Below are 18,225 nucleotides of genomic sequence, written 5' to 3' on the forward strand. Positions count from 1 at the left end.
GTTTTCCCCTAGTTTCCGACGGCGGTTGCGGCGTAGCGGCTGGCTGGTCGTTCGAGGCCCAGCAGGTCCCTGAAGGTCCCGTCCTGCGGCACCGGGGCGAGCACTCCCCTGCGCCGGAGTTCAGGCAGCACCAGCCGGGACAGTTCCTCGAAGTCGACGTCGAACCTGGCCGGATGCAACCGGACTCCGTCCGCCACTTCCAGTACTTCGGTCAGCAGGTCTGCCAGTTCGGCCGCGGACCCGGCGAAGCGTGCCCGCCGGGCACCGTCAGTCCCTCCGCTGCCAGGCTTGCCGATGGCCGATTCGTCCCCGAGCCGCTGGGCGGCGCCCTGCCCCCTGGCGTCCAGGACGACGTCGAGCTCCACCACGACGGCGGGCGATCCGCCGCCCAGCCGTTCCCGCACGTCGCGGATCTCCTCCGCGAGGAGCTCCGCCGTCGGTGCCGAGACCAGCACTGCGTCCACCCCGGATGGCTCAACCAGGCCGGCGCCCACGAGGGACGCCGGCACGAGCACCGGCAGCTGTCCCTGCAGGGGACGGGGGATGATGGACGGACCCTTGACCGAGTAGCCGGGACCGTCGAAGTCCACGTAGTGCAGCTTTCCGGCGTCGAGGTAGCGGCCGCTGGCGACGTCGCGGATCACGGCGCCGTCTTCCCAGGAGTCCCAGAGCCTGCGGCTGACCTCGATGGATGCCGCGGCCTCCTGCGCCAGGCCGTCACCGGCAACGTAGGAGCGCCCGACGGCGGCGGCCGCCGCGGGATCGTCTTCAGCGGTGGCGATCCAGCCGGCACGGCCGCCGCTGACGTAGTCCAGGCTGGCCAGCTGGGTGGAGGCATGGAAGGGCTCGGTGTAGGCCGTATCCACTTCCGGGATCAGGACGAGGGAGCGGGTCAGCGGCCCGGCGAAGGCGGCGCGCTGCAGCGCGTTCAGCCGTCCTTCCGCCGGGGAATCCTTGAAGGTCACGGCGTGGAAACCGGCGGATTCGGCGGCCAGCACGGCGGCGGCGAGCGCCGTAGCACCCCCGGCTGTGTCGCCGTCGGCCGCGCGCGCCACGCCGTCGAGTTCCAGCGCCAGGAAGCCCCAGCCACCGGCAGTCTTGTTGGTGTTTCCCATCATGCGTCCTGACGTTCGGTGGGGGTCTGCTCTCCGGCTTCGACCGCTACCGGCAGCCGGTTCTCGGCGGGCGGCAGCGGGCACGTGGCAAGGTCGGTGTAGGCGCACGGCAGGTTCACGGCCCGGTTGAAGTCCAGGCGGACCGTGCCGTCCGGTCCGGGTGCCGCGACCGTTAGCGACCGGTTGGCCGCGTAGGTGGTCTTGCCGGACGTTTCATCCGTGAACAGCACGGACAGGCTGCCCGGAGCGTGGCCGTTGAAAGCCGTCAGGGCAAGATTGCGCCCGCCCAGCCGGAACCTGACCTGGCCGGGGGCTTCGTAGACGTGCTGGATGCCCTCGACGGCGGCGCCCACGGTGGTGGCACGCGGCTCGTCGAACGGGACGAACGTTCCTTCCACCGCGAATGCCGGGTCCGGTTCGTACGCAGGCGTGCCCTGGTACTCGCGGAGCAGCGGGTTCTCCGGGTGGCGCGGCCTGACAATGTATTCGCCGCCGCGTTTGGCGAGTTCGACGACGGTGTCCCCCGCAGCGAGGTTGACGCCGCCGCGTTCCGCGATGGGTCCGAACAGCACGGTGGCGCCGCCGCCGTCGGCGTTTAGTTCCCTGCCGTCCTGCTGCAGGGTCTCGCCTTCCGCCAAAACCAGGCGGACGGCGTCGTTCTCCACATTCCAGGTGCCGGGAACGCCGTCGAGCCGCGCGGGCTCGGAACCCAGCCAGTGCAGGTGCGTGACGGCCAGGAAGCCGTGGGGGTCGGCGCGGTGCCGCTCATGGGCGGCGTGCCACTCGGCCCAGGCCGTGGCGAACGGAGTTTCAGTGTGCGTAGACGTGGGCATGATCGCTCCTGTAGTTGTCGTGGTCGGCGGCGACGATGGCGGCGGCGTCCGGTTCGGTGGCCCCGGCAGACTCCGGACGGCCGCCGAAGGGATCCGGTGATTCCCACAGGTTCGTGGGCGCCGCCGCCCGGACTTTGGGGATGACCTCCAGGGCGAACCGCTCCAGGATCTTCAACTGCTGCTCAAACGGCAGCGTGGTGGGCAGCGAGATGGACTGGAGGTCGTGGCCGTACAGCTGGTGGTAGCTGAGGATCTTGTCCACCACCTGCTCCGGGCTGCCCACCAGGGCGGGCCCTTCAGCCACCGCGTGGTCGATGTCGCGGAACGGCGAGTTGTTGCCCGGCACATTCCGGCCGGCGGTCAGTGCCTCGTACACGGGGCCGAACTGCTTCTTGGCCTCCTGCGTGGTGTCCGCGATGAACACCCCGCCGGCGCCGCTGCCCGATCCGAGGAACTGGTGCCGCGGATCGTGCCCGTGGCGTTCGTACTCTTCGCGGTAGTGATCGATCAGCACCTGGTAGTTTTCCCGCGGCTGGATGGCGTTGGCGGTGAACAGCGGATCGCCCCACTTTGCCGCGAGCGCCGCGGAGGTCAGGGTGGTGGCTGAGCCGTGCCACACCCGGGGTGCGCCGGCGAACGGCCGCGGTGTGGTGGTGGTCGGTTCGGTCAGTGCCGGGCGGAATCTGCCGGACCAGGTGACGTTCTCCTCGCTCCAGAGGCGCCGGAGCAGCCCGTATTTTTCGGCCAGGAGGTCCCACTGGTCATCGAGGTCCAGGCCGAAGAGCGGGTACTGCAGTACCTCGTTGCCCTTGCCGATCACGAGTTCCAGCCGGCCGCGGCTGAGCTGGTCGATCGTGGCGTAGTCCTCCGCAACGCGCACCGGGTCAAGGACGGAGAGGACGGTCACCCCGCTTTGCAGCCGGATCCGGCTGGTCACAGCGGCGATGGCGGCCAGCACGGTGGTGGGCGACGACGAGATGAACTCCCCGGCGTGCCGTTCCCCCACGGAGAAGCTGTCGTAGCCCAGCTCCTCGGCGCGCTGCGCGGTCCGGACCACCTGGTTGAGCCGGTCAGCCGTGGAGACGATCGCCCCGGTGAGCGGGTTCTTCAGGTGCGGAATGATGTCGAGGACCTGGAACTTCACTGTGTTTTCCCTGCAGGCGCAGCCCCGAAGTTGGCTTCAGTGACGGTCTTGGATTCAGGCAGTGCTTCTTCGGAGAGGCCCCAGCGTTCCAGGACCTTGCCGTAGGAGCCGTCCTTGATGGCGGAGTTCAGCGCCTCGGTGATGACCGGTGCCAGCCCGTTGCCCTTGAGCGAGGTGGCGGCCACCAGGGTTTCGGACGGCCAGCCGGCGTTGACCTTGCCCACGATCTTCAGGTCGTCCCGGGTGTTCTCGCGGTACGCAGTGGACGGGTAGGGCGCGATGTTCAGGTCGGTGCGGCCCGAGGACAGCGCCAGGATGGTGTCGGCGTCGGAAGAGTAGTACTGCAGCACTGCCGGCGCTTTGCCCTTGCCCTCGAGTTCCTTGTTCCAGGCCAGCAGGATCTTCTCCTGGTTGGTGCCGGAGCCCACGGAAACCTTCAGGCCGGAGATGTCGTCTGCGCCCTTAATGTCGTAGGAGGAGCTCTTTTTCGCCTCGAAGCCCATGTAGGCGGCCCGGTAGCTGGCGAAGTCGAACAGCTTCACGCGGGCGGCGTTGATGCCCACATTGGAGAACACGGCCTCGAAGTCGCCGGACTGGGTCTTCAGCGGCCAGTTCTCCCACGACGTGACCTGGATGTCGAGCTCCAGGCCCAGCTTGTCCGCCACCAGCTGGGCGATGTCCAGTTCGGAGCCGATGGGCGTCTTGTCATCCGTGGCGTGGAAGGACAGCGGGATGGAACCGGCTGTGGTGGCCACGGTGAGTTTGCCGTCCTTGCCGATCAGCTCGGGGACCTTGGCGGCGAGCGCCGCGTCCTTATCGGCCCGGATCCGCTGCTGGTCCGGTGAGGTGTTGTAGACGACGCCGTTGCGTGCCGCCGTCGTCCCCGGATTGCCGGAAACTGCGCCTCCGGAAGCGGCCGCGCCCGGATCGGCGCAGCCGCTCAGCGCCAGGGTGCCGGCAAGGGTCCCGAGAAGGACGACGGCGGGAAGCGCCGCCAGCGTGCGCGTCCGGCCGCTGCTGTTGTGCCGGGAGGTGGAGAGTGCCATGGGGAGGTCCTTTAGATGTTGAAAGCGGGTTCGATCACCTTGGAGAAGAAACTCCGGGTGCGTTCTTCCTGCGGGTTGGTGAAGATGTCATGGGGTGCGCCCTGTTCCACGATCTGCCCCTGGTCCATAAAGACCACGGTGTCCGCCACGTCGCGGGCGAACCCCATTTCGTGGGTGACGATGATCAGCGTTGTGCCGGAGGTGGCGAGCTCCCTGATAACGTCCAGGACCTCGTTCACGAGTTCGGGGTCCAGGGCAGAGGTGGGCTCATCGAAGAGGAGGATCTTGGGGTCCAGTGCCAGGGCCCGGGCGATGGCCACACGCTGCTGCTGGCCGCCGGACAGCTGGCGGGGGTAGGCGCCGGCGCGGTCTTTGAGGCCCACCCGGTCCAGCAGTTCCAGCCCTCGGTCCCTGGCCTCGGCCTTGGTCAGGCGCGGTTTGCCGGAACGCGGCGCCACCACGGGGGCTTCGGTCACGTTCTCCAGCGCCGTGAGGTGCGGGAAGAGGTTGAAGTTCTGGAACACCATGCCGATTTCGGTGCGCTGCTTGAGGATGTCTTTCTCGCGCAGTTCGTGGAGGCGTTTGCCGCGGACCTCGTAGCCCACCAGTTCGCCGTCGATGGCGATGAAGCCGCCGTCCACCTTTTCCAGGTGGTTGATGGTGCGTAGCAGGGTGGACTTTCCGGACCCGGACGGGCCCACGATGACGGCCACTCCGCCCGGTTCAACGGTCAGCGTGATGCCTTTGAGGACTTCGGTGGCGCCGAAGGATTTCCGGACCTTGGTGATTTCCACGAGCCCGCGGGTGGTGTCGGAGGCGGCCGGGTGCTCTGTTGCGACGGCAGTGGCGGTCATCGGGTGCTCCTTGCTCGGTTGTCGGTGGCAGCGTGGGTGGCGAAGAACCGGCGGGCCTTCTGCAGCGGCGTCAGCGGGAGGGTCCGCACGGCGCCCTTCGAATAGTGCCGTTCGATGTAGTACTGGAAAACGCTGAGCACCGAGGTGATCACCACGTACCAGAGCGTGGCCACGAGGAGCAGCGGCAACACCTGCTGGGTGCGGTTGTAGATGACCTGGACGGTGTAGAACAGCTCCGAGTACGCCAGGACGTACACGATGGAGGTGCCCTTGACCAGGCCGATGATCTCGTTGAAGGCGGTGGGCAGGATGGCCCGCATGGCCTGCGGCAGGACGATCCTGGTGGAGCGCCGCCAGGCCGGAATGCCCAGGGCGGCGGCGGCTTCCAGCTGGCCCTGGTCCACCGAGAGGATGCCGCCGCGGATGATCTCCGCCGAGTAGGCCGCCTGGTTCAGGGTGAGGCCCAGGACTGCAGCCGCGAACTGGCTGATCAGGGTGGTGGTCTGGACTTCGAAGAAGCGGACGTCCGTGAAGGGGATGCCCAGGCTGATTTTCTCGTAGAGGTAGCCCAGGTTGTACCAGAGGAGCATCTGCACCAGGAGCGGGGTGGAGCGGAAGATCCAGGAGAAGGTCCAGGACACCGAGACCAGCAGCGGCGAGGCGGAAAGGCGCATCAGGGCGAGGATGAACCCCAGGATGAACCCCAGGGCTCCGGAGATGGCGGTGAGCTTGAGCGTCTCCACCAGCCCGTTCACCACGGACTGCGCGGTGAACCACTGGGCCACCACGCCCCATTCCCAGCGCGGGTTCGTGGCCAGGGACCACGCCACCGCGGCCACGCCGAGCGCCACGACGGCGGTGCCCACCCAGCGCCACGGGTGGCGGGACGGGACCAGCCGGTAGTCGGCGTAGTCGGTGGCAGGTCCGCGGGACTGCGGGTTCTCGGGTCCCCGGGGTCCGCCCTGCTCCGCGGACGGGCCGGGGTTGGAAACACCTGCGTCAGTTCCGGCGGAGGCCGGCCCTGCCGCGGACTGCGCTGCCCGGGTTGCTGTGGAACTCATGCGCCACCTCGCTTCTTGTGCTGCTGGATTGGTTTATCGCGTTCGGATTGCTGCAAATCTAGGGACGCCGGAAAGCGGCAGCAAGGCGGCATGTTGCATTGCTTCACGGAGGTTCTCACGGCGTCATGAGTCGTTTTCTTGCGTGGATTTACGCGCTGTTACGCGGCGTGAACGGCCGTGACCAGAGCCTCGACCGCGGTCTGCCGGGCTGCCTAGCATGAGGCGAAAACCCGGTCCCGGACCACCCCGCCTGAACAGGAGCGCAGCCGTGCCAGCGAACATCCCTACCGTTGCCTTTGTGGGCGGCGGTCCCCGGACGGCCGGCGTCCTGGAACGCCTCGCGGCCAACCGGCCGGAGCTGTTTGCCGGCCCGCTGGCCGTCCATGTCATTGAGCCGCACGTTCCCGGCTCGGGCAGGATCTGGCGCTATGACCAGCACCCCGGCCTGCTGCTCAACTCCGCCGCAGCGGACATCACCATGTTCACCGACGCCTCCGTAACGTGCGAGGGCCCCGCCGCCGACGGCCCCGGGCTCGACGGGTGGGCTGCCGGGGTGCTGGACGGCAGCATCACCGACGTTCCCCCGCTCCCTCCGGAACTGCAACGCCAGCTGCGCGCCCTCACCGGCGCCACGTTTCCCACCCGCCAGCTGCAGAGCGTTTATCTTGAGTGGTTCTTCCGCCGGGCGGTTTCCGCGCTTGGCCCCGATATCGACGTCACTGTCCACCGGGACACCGCTGTCCGGATCGATTCCGACGGCGACAACGGCGCCGGCGGGTACCGTGTCAGGCTCGCCGGCGGCGGGACTGTTGACGCCGACGTCGTGGTTTCCGCCCTTGGCCACACCGATGCGCTGCCGGACGGGGCGTCCGCCGGTTTCGCCGGCTTTGCGGAGCGGCACGGCGGGTTCCACGCGGCACCCAGCTACACCACCGACGTCGACTATTCAGCGCTTGCCCCCGGCCAGGACGTGATCGTCTCGGGCATGGGGCTGGCGTTCGTGGACCTGGTGGTCCTGCTGACTGAAGGCCGGGGCGGCCGGTTCGAGGAAACGCCCGACGGCGGCCTGGCGTACGTTGCGTCCGGCGCGGAACCGCGGCTCTGGGCAGGTTCGCGGCGGGGGGTTCCGTACCATTCCAAGATTTCGTCCACCCTCCGGGGCGAGCCGGCAGGTGCGCCGCAGTTCTTTACCGCCGCCGTGGTGCAGGAATTGCTGGCAAAGCACGGGGAGCTGGACTTCCGCGCCCACCTCTGGCCGCTGATCGCCAAGGACGCGGGCTACGGCTACTACCGCGAGCTCTTCACGGGCTACCCGGAACGGGTGGCCCCCGGCTGGGACGAATTTTCGGTCCGTTTCGCCGCGCTGGACTGGTACAGCCCCGAACGCGAACGGCTGGTGCTCGAGTCGGTGCCGGACACGGAGTTCCACCTGGACTTCGAGAAGCTGGACCAGCCGCTGGCCGGACGTAACTTCGCCAGCCACTATGAGGTCCAGGAAGCCGTGGCCGCCTACATCGAGCATGACCTCCGGCTGCGCACCGGCCCCGACCACTCGGAGACGCTGGCCCTGTTCATCGCCCTGCTCAAGGTGTACATGGACCTGGGCCGGCTGGTGCCGCCGGCGCGGTTGAATGCGCGGTCGCAGCGTGAGGTGCACGGCTGGTGGCACGGGTTCTTCAGTTTCGTGGACTCCGGCCCTCCGCCGCAGCGGCTGCGGCAGCTGCTGGCTCTCCACCGGGCTGGGCTGCTGCAGTTCGTTGGGCCAGGGCTGGAAGTCGGCGCCGATGAGGCCTCGGGGCAGTTTGTGGCCGTGTCCGTCCGGGGAGGGGTGCGGGTGTCCGCCAAGGCCTTGATCGAAGCGCGGCTTCCCGCCCCGGCGGTGGCAGGCTCCGCGAATCCGCTGCTGCGGTATCTGCACAGCTCAGGATTCGGCAGCGAGCAGGCGGTTCTTACCGCCGACGGCCTCCATGCAACCGGCCGGCTGCTGGTGTCCGCGGCCAGCGAGCTCGTCAGCCCGGTGGGCGAACCGCAACGCAGGTTGTTCGCCGTCGGGCCCAACACCTCCGGCTGGGGCGCCGGCGCCTTTGCCCGCCCCGGAACCAACGCTGCGCCGTTCCGCGAAAATGATGCGCTGGCACGCCGGATCCTTGGCGTTCTGGCGGAAGATGAAGCATCGGCCGTACCGGCCGTATCGGGAAAGGCTCAGCCATGGAACAACTAACCGTGCCGCCGGCGTCTTTGCAGGCGGCGGCAACATCGTCGGCTCCGGCGCGCGTGGAGGCTCCGGCGCGCGTGCGGGCGTCCGAACTGACGGTGCTCAGCCTGCCCATGCACGACGCTCGGGTGCGGCCGCTGCTTGACGAGCTCGCCCAGGAATACGACTCACGCTACGGGAACCTGTTCGGCCGGGGAGCTGCGGCAGAAGAACTCAACCGCTACCCTGCCGAGGAATTCGTCGCTCCGGGGGGTGCCCTGCTGATCGTCCAGGAAAACGGCGAATCCGTGGCCGGCGGAGCGTTCCGGCGGCACGGGCCAGACACGGCGGAGTTCAAACGGATCTGGACCCACTCCGCCCACCGGCGCCGCGGCCTGGCCCGGTTCGTGCTGGCCGAGCTTGAAGCCCTCGCCGCCCGCCGCGGCTACAACCGGGTGTACCTGACCACCGGCCCGCGGCAGCCCGAGGCGAAGCACCTCTACCTCAACTCCGGCTACGAGCCGCTGTTCGACCTGGCAGCCGATCCCGAAACCATCAAGTTCCTGGCATTCAGCAAAGATCTGGAGCCGCGCGGCTAAGCTATCGGCATGGCCATCAAATCCACCGCAGATAAAGTCGCCACCATCCAGAAGGGCTACACCCTGGAGGGCGCCACCATCGAACTGGGAGCCGCGATTGTGGACGGCGAAGTCCACAAGGATGCCCCTGTCCGGCTGCCGCTCTCCATGATGAACCGGCACGGACTGGTGGCGGGCGCAACGGGCACCGGCAAGACCGTCACGCTCCACATGATGGCGGAGCAGCTCTCCAACGCCGGCGTACCCGTATTCCTCGCCGACATCAAGGGTGATCTCTCCGGCCTCGCAACCGCAGCGGCGGGCAGCGAGAAACTGAAGGCCCGCACGGACGGCATCGGCCAGGCCTGGGCGGGCAAGACTTTTCCGGTGGAGTTCCTGGCGCTCGGCGGCGACGGCAACGGCATCCCGGTCCGGGCCACCATCACGTCCTTCGGCCCCATCCTGCTTTCCCGCATTTTGGAACTCAACGACACGCAGGAATCCAGCCTGCAGCTCGTCTTCCACTTTGCGGACAAAAACAACCTGGAACTGATCGACCTGAAGGACCTCCGGGCGGTCATCCAGTTCCTCACCTCTGACGAAGGCAAGGACGAACTGGAGGCGCTGGGCGGCCTGTCCAAGGCGACCGCCGGCGTCATCCTCCGCGAACTGGTGACCCTGGAGGCCCAGGGCATGGAGGCGTTCTTTGGTGAACCCGAGTTCGACACGGCCGAGCTGCTGCGCACGGCGCCGGACGGCCGCGGCGTTGTCACCTGCCTGGAACTGCCCACGCTGCAGACCAAGCCGATGGTGTTTTCCACCTTCCTCATGTGGTTGCTCGCGGACCTTTTCGAGGACCTGCCCGAAGCCGGGGACCTGGACAAACCCAAGCTGGTCTTCTTCCTCGACGAAGCCCACCTGCTGTTCAACGACGCTTCCAAGGCGTTCCTGGAAGCCATCACCACCACCGTCCGGCTCATCCGCTCCAAGGGCGTGGGCATCTTCTTCGTCACCCAGACGCCGAAGGATGTTCCGGCTGATGTCCTGGGACAGCTGGCCAACCGCATCCAGCACGCGTTGAGGGCATTCACGCCGGAGGACGCCAAGGCCCTGAAAGCCACCGTGTCCACGTTCCCGGTGAGCGACTACGACCTCGAAGAAACGCTGACGTCGGCCGGCATTGGTGAAGCCGTCATCACGGTGATGAATGAGAAGGGCGCTCCTACCCCGGTGGCTTTGACCCGGCTGCGGGCCCCGGAATCGGTCATGGGCCCCAGCACCGAGGAGCTGGTCAAGAGCACCGTGGCCGGCTCCGCACTGCTCGCCAAATACGGCACCGCGGTTGACAACGTATCCGCCTACGAGAAGATCTCCGGAAAGAGCGCGGCGCCCACGGGCGCGGCAGCCCCCGGCCAGCCGCCCACACCGGCCAGGGACGTCTTTGTTCCCGGCCCTGTTCCGGGAATGGACCAGGCAGCGGTCGACGCCGATGCCCGCCGCATCGAGGAGGAGATCCTCGGCCGCCCCAGCAGCAGGCCTGCCCCGGCACCGGAGCGGCCGCGCAGCAGCGAGCGCCAGGCACCACGGGCGCCGCAGGAACAAGGCGGCGGAATGATGGGCGACCTCGCCGGAGCCCTGGGCGGCGCACTCGGCGGCGGCCTCAAAAGCATGGCCCGTTCGCTCGGCACCCAGCTGGGCCGGGAGTTGCTGCGGGGCGTCTTCGGCACCTCCTCGAGGCGCCGGCGCTAGAACCTCCGCCGGGCGCCTGAAGGGCCGACCGCGGGAGCCAGCCAGCCGCCGTCGGACTGTCTGACAGCCGCTCTGTAGCGTCATGGAGGGCGGCCCCTGCACCTGCTTTCACGTGCCTTACCGGTAACGTAAGGTGCGTGCAGATGAGTCAAGCGTTGGTGAGGATCGCAGCCGGGTGGCTGCTGGGCCTGATGCTTGCCATCGCCGGAGCCGTTGTGGCGGTGAACCTGGTCAACGCCTCGGTGGCGAGTCCCGAGCAGCCGGTACGTGAATATTTGGATGCATTGCAGAAGGGCGAAGGCGAAAAAGCGCTGGGCCTCCTGCGTGCCTCCGTGCCGCAAAGCGACGCCGCCATGCTGGACGGAACCGCGCTGCAAACGGCCGCGTCCCGGGTGACGAACGTGAAGTTCGGCGAGACGCAGGACCGCACCGGGAACCAGGTCATGGTTCCGATGGAATACACCATTGACGGCAGCCGGCTCAGTACCGAGTTCCTGCTGGAGCGGACCGGCACCGAATGGCTTTTCTTCAACAAATGGGCGTTTGTGCCTGCCACATTGCCCGTCCTGGAAGTCACCGTGGTCAACTCCAACCAGGCCACCCTCAACGGCATTCCCGTGAACATGCCCAACGGCCGCAATACCTTCGCCGTGTTTTATCCCGGCGAGTACGAGGCCAGCCTCAACGGCGAATTCTTCTCGGCCCCGGCCAGCCGCGCCACAGTGTCCGGCCGCGATGTCCCGACGGCGCCGCTGAGCCTCCTGACGGAGGCCACCCCGGCGCTGAGGGATGCTGTGGCGGCCAAGGTCAAGGAATTCCTGGACACCTGCGCCGCGGGAGCCGTGAAGGAGCAGAAGCTGCAGCCGGACTGCCCGTTCTACCACGCCACTTTCAACCGGGTGACGCCGGGAACCATTGACTGGAGCATCAGCGAGTACCCCAAGGTGTCCATTGAGCCCTTCGGCGGACGCTGGGTGGTGGCCCCGCTGGACGGGAAGGCACGGTTGCGGGCGCAGCAGACCGACCTGTTCAGCGGCGCCGTGACCAACCTGGATGTGGAACACGACTTCAGCTTCACCACGCGACTGGACGTCGACGGCGACACCATCAGGGTCACCCCGCTCCTCAGCTACTAGGGCGCCGTCACCAGGTCGCCCGGCCGTCACGCAGTCCGGCCGTCACGCACCGTCACGCAGGGCAGACTTTTACCCCGCTGTGCCTCGTCCGGATGCGGATTCCTGCCGAACCTTGTTCCGTGGAGGCGTAAAAGCCTGCACTCAGTGACGCGCTGCCACTCAGGGCTGCAGACCCCGGCGCCCGGCCAGCACCGCGAGAACCTCGGCCAGCATCTGCTCCGGGCCGTGCACCACGTCCGCATAGTAGTAGCGGAGAACTGTGTAGCCTTCCACCACGGAGCGGTTGTTCCGGCGTTGGTCTTTCTTCACCTGCCTCCAGTCGCCGTGATGGCGCCCGTCAAGTTCGACGACCAGCCAGCCTTCCAGCAGCAGGTCCACGTACCCTACTCCGTCGATGTAGACCTGCGACTCCACCGTGATCCCTGCTTGGCGGAAGCACGTCCTGGCCAGGGTCTCCAACATCGACTCCGCACCGCGGTCCACCCACTGGAGGACGGCACGGGCCCGCCCGTTGCGGCGCCCCGGCAACTGCTGCCGCAGGAACTCCACAGCCATGTCGCCCCTGCCCACGGCGCATTCGACCATGATCAGCGACTCCCGGAACGGCAAGCACCGCAGGGCATGGATCAGCACGTCGGCGAGTGCTGCCACCGGCCTCGTGGAATTCGGGGGCAGGAGGAGTCCGCCGTGCTGCACCTCACGCTCGAAGACTTCGCCACGACGGTGGTACACATGGGCGGGCCCGGAAGGTTCCAGCACCCATAGCCCGTAGGAGGGCGCGGCACTGATGCGGGTAAGCAGCTGACGCCGCAGGATCAGAGCCACGTGGGCAGGATCCGCCGAAGGGAGCGCATACACGCCCCGAGCAGGCTGGTCGATGTTCGCCCTGGAGGCTCGTCGCAACGCGGCGTCGTCCACCCCGAGCCTGGCGAGAGCAGGCCGCCTTGCCGCTCCCCCGCACGCAGCCAACGCCTCCATCACATCCATGCCGACATCCTGCACAGGGCGGGAACCGTCCGGCACCCTTCACTGCTCGTATGTGGAAAGTCGCAACGGACGCTGGCTAGTTGGGGCCGTGCGTCACGCCGTGCATCCTTTTGCAGCCTGGCCGCCTCGAGAGTCCTGGATCCGCGGCATCCAGAGGCCTCTTTAACGCCAAAAGGCTGCCGTCCGTGACGCCTCGTCACGAACGGCAGCCCTCAAGCAACCGGCCTCAGTCCATCCCGCGGAGGTCCAGGACCAGCTCAGTGTCGCCGTCCGCCTGCAGCACCACCGGGATGCCCCAGTCCTGCTGGTACAGGTGGCAGGCCGCGTGGTCGGGGATCTCGCCGTCGGCTGTTTCGGGGCCGTCGCAAGCGGCAGCGCGGGCGGTGATGTGCAGGACGCCCTCCGGCACGTCGGAGGAGAGCTCCAGGGTCCGCTGCAGGCCCACTGATGTTCCGCCGCCGGACACCAGCAACTCGTGCGGGGTGGAGGAGATCTTCAGCTGCGTGGGATCGCCCCAGCGGTCGTCGAGCTTCTGTCCCGTGGGCGCCGTGAAGCGGACCGTCAGTCCCAGCGTCCCGGGCGCTACAGGGCTCTTGGGCCGGTGTGTCTGCACCGCGCCCTCGTCCACCTGCTGCGCTTCCTTGGGGATGGGCACGTAGATCAGCTGGTGCTTGTTGGCTTCCACCACCACCAGCAGCGGCTCGGAGCCGGCCGTGTGCGTGTGGTCCACAATCACGTCGGACGGCTCGGAAAGCCCCCGCGCCAGCGTGGACACGGTTCCGGTCGCGGGGTCGTAGCGGCGGACGGCGCCGTTGTAGGTGTCGGCGATGGCCACGGAACCGTCCGGCAGCACCGTGACGCCAAGGGGGTGCTGCAGCCTGGCGTCGGCGGCCGGCCCGTCACGGAAGCCGAAGTCGAACAGGCCCTTGCCCACGGCAGTCTCCACGGTGACCGTACCGGCGTCGTCAATCACCAGTTTGCGCAGGGCGGACGTCTCGGAGTCAGCCACCCAGATGTTGCCGTCGGCATCCTCGGCCAGGCCGGACGACTGGGCGAACCATGCTTCGTGGGCGGGGCCATCCTGAAGGCCTTCCAGCCCGTTTCCGGCCAGGATGGACACGGCACCTGAGAGCGGGTCGAAGCTGAAGATCTGGTGGACGCCGGCCATGGCGACCACCACGGCGTCGAGCTTGGCGGACCACACCACGTCCCACGGAGAGCTCAGCGCCACGTCCAGGGGATGATCGCTGAGGCGGCCGGTGAAGCCTGCGGCGTCCTCGTCCACCCGCGCCGGCCCAGTCTCCAGCAGGCGCTGCACGCCGCTGCCGGCGAGCGTGGTGACGGTTCCATCCGCGAGGGACAGCCCGCGCAGGCGGTGGTTGACGGAGTCGGCAATTACGACGTCGTAACCGGTCTTCGCTGCCACGTCTTCCGGCAGCAGGACAAGGCCCTGCGGCTCGTTGAACTGTGCGGCGGGTTTGACGGAGTCGACGTCGGCGCCGGGGCCGTCGGCGTAGCCCTTCGTCCCGGAACCGTAGGTGCGCAGCACTGTGTGGAAGTCCGTGTCCAGTTCCACCAACCGGTGGTGGCCGGTGTCCGTAACGAGCCAGGAGCCGGAGTCGGGCGCGACGCCGCCGGACGTCCCGCCGTCGGACGTCCCGGCATCTGCAGTCCCGTTGGAGCGGGTGCCCCGGCCGGCCGGGAGGAAGAGGGCCTTGCCCGGGAACCGCAAGGTGCCCGACGTCGGCTCCGGAGCAACGTACGGGCCGTTGCCGCGGTGCAGGGTGCCCTTGGCCTCGTGCTGGGCGATGAGTTCCGGGATCAGTACGGAGAGGCCGTCCGCGTGGCCTTCGCCGGACAGGTGCGCCACGATGTAGCCCTCGGGGTCGATGACCACCAGGGTGGGCCAGGCGCGTGCTGTGTAGGCCTTCCAGGTTTCCAGTTCGGGGTCGTCCAGGACGGGGTGGTGGATCTCGTAGCGCTCCACGGCGGCCGCGAGGGCGACGGGGTCGGCCTCGTGCTCGAACTTCGGGGAGTGCACGCCCACGGTCACCAGGACGTCGGAGTACTTCTCCTCGAGCGGGCGCAGCTCATCGAGCACGTGCAGGCAGTTGATGCAGCAGAAGGTCCAGAAGTCCAGGAGCACGATCTTGCCGCGCAGGGCTTCCAGGTCCAGGGATTTCCCGCCGGTGTTCAGCCAGTTACGGCCCACCAGTTCGGAGGCGCGGACCCGGAGGTGGGTGCGTACGGTTTCGCTCATCAGCGTCCTTCCAGCTTTGAGTTGCGTTCAGCCAGCTTGGCGTCGCGTTCAGCCAACTTGGCAAACATATCGTTGTAAGCAGTGAGATCGGCGTCGTTATTCCTGTCCGCCGCGCGGTCGGTCCGTTTGGACTCCCGTGCATCCGAACGGGACCACATGATGGCAACGCCGATGGCCACCAGGAGCGTGGGTACTTCGCCGATGCCCCAGGCCACTGCGCCGCCCATCTGCTGGTCCAGCAGCGCGGAGGGCCCCCATGCCCGGCCCAGGTTGCCGAAGTAGTCCGCGGCCAGCAGGTTGGTGCCGCCCATGATCGCGACGCCGAAGAAGGCGTGGAAGCCCATGGTGGCCAGCAGCAGCAACAGCCGCATCGGGTAGGGCGCGCGGCGGGGCAGCGGGTCCGTGCCGATCATGGTCAGCACGAAGATATAGCCGGTGAGGGCGAAGTGCAGGTTCATGAGTTCGTGGCCCACGTGGTCGCGCATGGCGTAGCCGAACGCATCCGAGTAGTAGAACAGCACGATGGAACCGGCAAAGTTGGCCGCGGCGAAGAGCGGGTGCGTCACCAGCTGGGAGAACTTGGAGTGCACAAACAGCAGCAGCCATTCACGCAGGCCCCGCGAGCCGTCTCCGCGCGCGGGGAGGGCGCGCAGTGCGAGGGTCACGGGGGCGCCAAGCACCAGGAAGATCGGCGCCACCATGGTCAGCGCCATGTGGTCCACCATGTGGGCGGAGAACAACACCCGGCCGTAGACGGACGGCGGCCCGGAGGTGATGTAGGTGAGCACCACCAGCCCGATCACCCAGTTGATGCTCCGGAACCAGGACCATTTGTCGCCGCGGCGCAGGACCTTGGCGACGCCGAGGAAATACGAGACGAGGCCGAAGGCGGCGACGGCGATCCAGAGCCAGTCCAGCCGCCATTCGGTCAACCAGCGTTCCGGAGTCAGCTCTGGCGGCAGTTCGTAGCCGGAGAGGATGAACGCCGGCGAGGCGTCGGGAGCGAAGGTGGTGGGCTGAGGCGGGGCTGAACGGCCAAGGGCGACGGCGATGCCTGAGGTGGCACCCATGATCAGCAGTTCCGCGATCACCAGCTGCCACAGCACCCGGCGGGAGGAGAGGGCACCGCCCTTGCGGTTCAGCTGCGGGATCACCCATTGGCGGTGCATGAGGCCGATGCCGCCGAGCATCAGCGTGGCGACGGCCTTGGCGAGCACCATCTGCCCGTAGGCGGATCCGAAAAGGTCGTGCCAGGTGGTGATCCGGATGCTCGCATTGATGACGCCGGAGGCGAATACCAGGACAAAGGCGAATCCGGCCAGGGAGGAGAAACGGCGGAGCGTGGGCTCGGTGATGTCGGCTTTGCCGGCTGCTTTGGCACCGGCGTTGGCGGTGGCGCCCGCCTTGGCGCCCCCCTTGGCGCCAGCCAGGATGCCGGACAGGACAGCCAGCATGATGATGCCGCCAACCCACGCGGATACGCCCACAAGGTGCAGGGCCAGGGAGTTGATGGCGCCTTCATGGTCGCTGGAGCTTGAGGAGTGGCCGATGAGGGCGATGGGCACCATGCCCACCAGCGACAGCACTAGCGTGAGGGCCAGGCCCGTCAGGGACCTCACCCCGAACAGTGCCGTGGTCACCACTGCGGCAACGATGGTGACGGCGAGCCAGGCCCGCCCGGTTTCGATGTCCGTCATGAAGTAGACCAGCGCGCGGGTGAACTCCGCATCCCCGGAGAGGGACTGGCCGGCAACATCCGAATAGGTCAGCACCAGCACTGCAATCGCTGACAGCGTCCATGCGGCGCCGGCAGCAGCGGCCACGGCCAAGGCACGGGAGAACGCCGGATGCTCGGGTGTCGCTGTGTCCTTGGACCGGGATCCGTTGGCGTTGCGGGGCAGAATGCCGACGGCGAAAATCAGGCCGCCGATCACCGTGGCCAGCGAGACGTTGTGGATGGCCTTGCTGATGGGCAGCCCCCAGCGGATCAGCGCTCCGGGATCGGACACCTCGCGTGCAGCGGCGGCTCCGGAGAACAGGAGTGCGGCCGCAAGTCCCAGGAAGAGTGCTGCAAGGCCGGCGAACTGCCATGCCCGCGAAATGCCCGCCACGCTGCCGGATGCCCCAGTCCTGCCCGGAGTGGGGGAAGGCTGCGGAACGGTGGGGCGGGATTTTGCTGCTGAGGGCACCTATCCATTGTCCGCTACGGGTGCCTGCGCCGCGAATCGGCCGGGTGCGCTAACGGCAGTTAACGCAAAGGGAGCGGCAACCCTCAGGTTGCCGCTCCCTTTCAAGCGTTGGACGCCGGTGCTACTTCTTGGAGACAGCAGCCTTCAGCTTGGAGCCAGCGGTCAGCTTGACGCTGTGGCCAGCGGCGATCTGGATGGTCTCGCCGGTCTGCGGGTTGCGGCCGGTGCGAGCTGCACGGTCGGTGCGCTCAACTGCGAGCCAGCCCGGGATGGTGATCTTCTCGCCCGCGGCGACAGAGGTCTCGAATACCTCGAACAGTGCATCGAGCACGGAGTTGACGGCTGCCTGGCTGGTGCCGGCCTTGCCTGCTACCTCTGAAACAAGTTCACTACGGTTCTTAGCCATTGATGTCCTCCTGGACGGTCATGATTTCTGGAGCCTGAACGCGGCGTGCGCACAAGCCACTGTTCGAAAACTTACCAGCTTGCCGCGGTCAGGTCCGCAAATTCCGCGTGTTTCCGCCATTTTTTGAGGTAAATCACCGGTTTTGAGGCCTTTTGGCCCCGTATTTCGCCATCAGCGGACGGTCGCCGCAGCTCCCGCAGGGACGGGCCAGAACGCTCTCTCGCCTTTCGTGCCCGCCCTGGCAACGCTCTCTCAGTTCCTGCGGGTTCCAACCTCACGCTCTCTCACCGGGGGGTTCGACGGCGGTGGGTGGGTTGGGTGCCTGGCCGGCGTGGCCGGGCGGTGCCGGTGGTGCGAGAGGGTCCGTCAGAACAACGCAGGATCCGCGAGAGGGTTCGTCTGAGGGGCCCGGGATCTGGGAGTGGGTTGCCCCTGGGGGTGCACGTTCCGGGAGTGGGTTTGTGTGTGGTGGTTAAAGTGGGAGAGCCCCAACCGTGTGGTTGGGGCTCTCGACCTGAATGGTGTTCCGGCGGTGACCTACTCTCCCACACCCTCCCGGGTGCAGTACCATCGGCGCTGTGGGTCTTAGCTTCCGGGTTCGGAATGGGACCGGGCGTTTCCCCCACGCTATGACCGCCGTAACCCTTGCTCCGCACCGGCCGGCCCCGTGGGG

At 67.6% G+C, this 18,225-nt stretch carries 14 protein-coding genes and 1 rRNA gene; 4 read left to right on the forward strand and 11 right to left on the reverse strand.

Going from position 1 to position 18,225, the window contains the following annotated elements; all coding sequences use genetic code 11:
- Positions 1 to 8 precede the first annotated feature (8 nt).
- The 6 genes from BS38_RS0111830 to BS38_RS0111855 are packed head-to-tail and all read right to left on the reverse strand — an operon-like array spanning position 9 to position 6,053.
- On the reverse strand, positions 9 to 1,115 hold the full coding sequence (locus BS38_RS0111830) for an LLM class flavin-dependent oxidoreductase (RefSeq protein WP_028270997.1): 1,107 nt from the start codon (positions 1,113 to 1,115) through the stop codon (positions 9 to 11).
- Positions 1,115 to 1,948 (reverse strand): DUF1684 domain-containing protein, encoded by an 834-nt coding sequence (locus BS38_RS0111835; RefSeq protein WP_028270998.1) that lies wholly within the window; start codon positions 1,946 to 1,948, stop codon positions 1,115 to 1,117. The genes BS38_RS0111830 and BS38_RS0111835 overlap by 1 nt, the downstream gene beginning before the upstream one ends.
- Positions 1,926 to 3,092 carry an LLM class flavin-dependent oxidoreductase gene (locus BS38_RS0111840; protein WP_028270999.1) on the reverse strand — a complete coding sequence of 389 codons (1,167 nt, stop codon included), beginning with the start codon at positions 3,090 to 3,092 and terminating at the stop codon, positions 1,926 to 1,928. The genes BS38_RS0111835 and BS38_RS0111840 overlap by 23 nt, the downstream gene beginning before the upstream one ends.
- A complete protein-coding gene (locus tag BS38_RS0111845) occupies positions 3,089 to 4,138 on the reverse strand; it encodes a transporter substrate-binding domain-containing protein (protein ID WP_028271000.1) in 1,050 nt (349 codons plus the stop codon). The genes BS38_RS0111840 and BS38_RS0111845 overlap by 4 nt, the downstream gene beginning before the upstream one ends.
- An 11-nt stretch (positions 4,139 to 4,149) precedes the next feature.
- Positions 4,150 to 4,992 (reverse strand): amino acid ABC transporter ATP-binding protein, encoded by an 843-nt coding sequence (locus BS38_RS0111850; protein WP_028271001.1) that lies wholly within the window; start codon positions 4,990 to 4,992, stop codon positions 4,150 to 4,152.
- A complete protein-coding gene (locus BS38_RS0111855) occupies positions 4,989 to 6,053 on the reverse strand; it encodes an amino acid ABC transporter permease (RefSeq protein WP_028271002.1) in 1,065 nt (354 codons plus the stop codon). The genes BS38_RS0111850 and BS38_RS0111855 overlap by 4 nt, the downstream gene beginning before the upstream one ends.
- Positions 6,054 to 6,321: 268 nt before the next feature.
- On the opposite strand from BS38_RS0111855, the gene BS38_RS0111860 reads away from it, so the two are divergent.
- From BS38_RS0111860 to BS38_RS0111875, 4 genes are all read left to right on the forward strand, one after another.
- The gene (locus BS38_RS0111860; RefSeq protein WP_028271003.1) at positions 6,322 to 8,274 is read left to right on the forward strand and encodes an FAD/NAD(P)-binding protein; all 1,953 of its coding nucleotides are present in this window, start codon (positions 6,322 to 6,324) and stop codon (positions 8,272 to 8,274) included.
- 107 nt (positions 8,275 to 8,381) lie between these two features.
- Positions 8,382 to 8,846 (forward strand): GNAT family N-acetyltransferase, encoded by a 465-nt coding sequence (locus BS38_RS0111865; protein WP_231511226.1) that lies wholly within the window; start codon positions 8,382 to 8,384, stop codon positions 8,844 to 8,846.
- 9 nt (positions 8,847 to 8,855) lie between these two features.
- Positions 8,856 to 10,574 (forward strand): helicase HerA-like domain-containing protein, encoded by a 1,719-nt coding sequence (locus BS38_RS0111870; protein ID WP_028271005.1) that lies wholly within the window; start codon positions 8,856 to 8,858, stop codon positions 10,572 to 10,574.
- Between the two features lie 143 nt (positions 10,575 to 10,717).
- The gene (locus BS38_RS0111875; RefSeq protein ID WP_028271006.1) at positions 10,718 to 11,710 is read left to right on the forward strand and encodes a hypothetical protein; all 993 of its coding nucleotides are present in this window, start codon (positions 10,718 to 10,720) and stop codon (positions 11,708 to 11,710) included.
- A gap of 159 nt (positions 11,711 to 11,869) precedes the next feature.
- Here the strand turns inward: BS38_RS0111875 and BS38_RS0111880 are convergent, their stop codons facing one another.
- From BS38_RS0111880 to rrf, 5 genes are all read right to left on the reverse strand, one after another.
- Positions 11,870 to 12,697 carry an endonuclease domain-containing protein gene (locus BS38_RS0111880; RefSeq protein ID WP_028271007.1) on the reverse strand — a complete coding sequence of 276 codons (828 nt, stop codon included), beginning with the start codon at positions 12,695 to 12,697 and terminating at the stop codon, positions 11,870 to 11,872.
- Positions 12,698 to 12,923: 226 nt separating this feature from the next.
- A complete protein-coding gene (locus tag BS38_RS0111885) occupies positions 12,924 to 14,957 on the reverse strand; it encodes an NHL domain-containing thioredoxin family protein (RefSeq protein WP_028271008.1) in 2,034 nt (677 codons plus the stop codon).
- Positions 14,957 to 17,146, reverse strand: coding sequence for a cytochrome c oxidase assembly protein (locus BS38_RS0111890; RefSeq protein ID WP_028271009.1), 2,190 nt, complete (start codon positions 17,144 to 17,146; stop codon positions 14,957 to 14,959). The genes BS38_RS0111885 and BS38_RS0111890 overlap by 1 nt, the downstream gene beginning before the upstream one ends.
- Before the next feature lie 121 nt (positions 17,147 to 17,267).
- Entirely contained in the window at positions 17,268 to 17,552 is a 285-nt protein-coding gene (locus BS38_RS0111895; protein ID WP_028271010.1) for an HU family DNA-binding protein, read from the reverse strand.
- A gap of 524 nt (positions 17,553 to 18,076) precedes the next feature.
- Positions 18,077 to 18,193: ribosomal RNA gene (rrf, locus tag BS38_RS0111900) — 5S ribosomal RNA — on the reverse strand.
- Between the last annotated feature and the right edge of the window lie 32 nt (positions 18,194 to 18,225).

The organism is Arthrobacter sp. UNC362MFTsu5.1, assembly GCF_000685965.1.
In the GTDB taxonomy this organism is placed as follows: domain Bacteria; phylum Actinomycetota; class Actinomycetes; order Actinomycetales; family Micrococcaceae; genus Arthrobacter.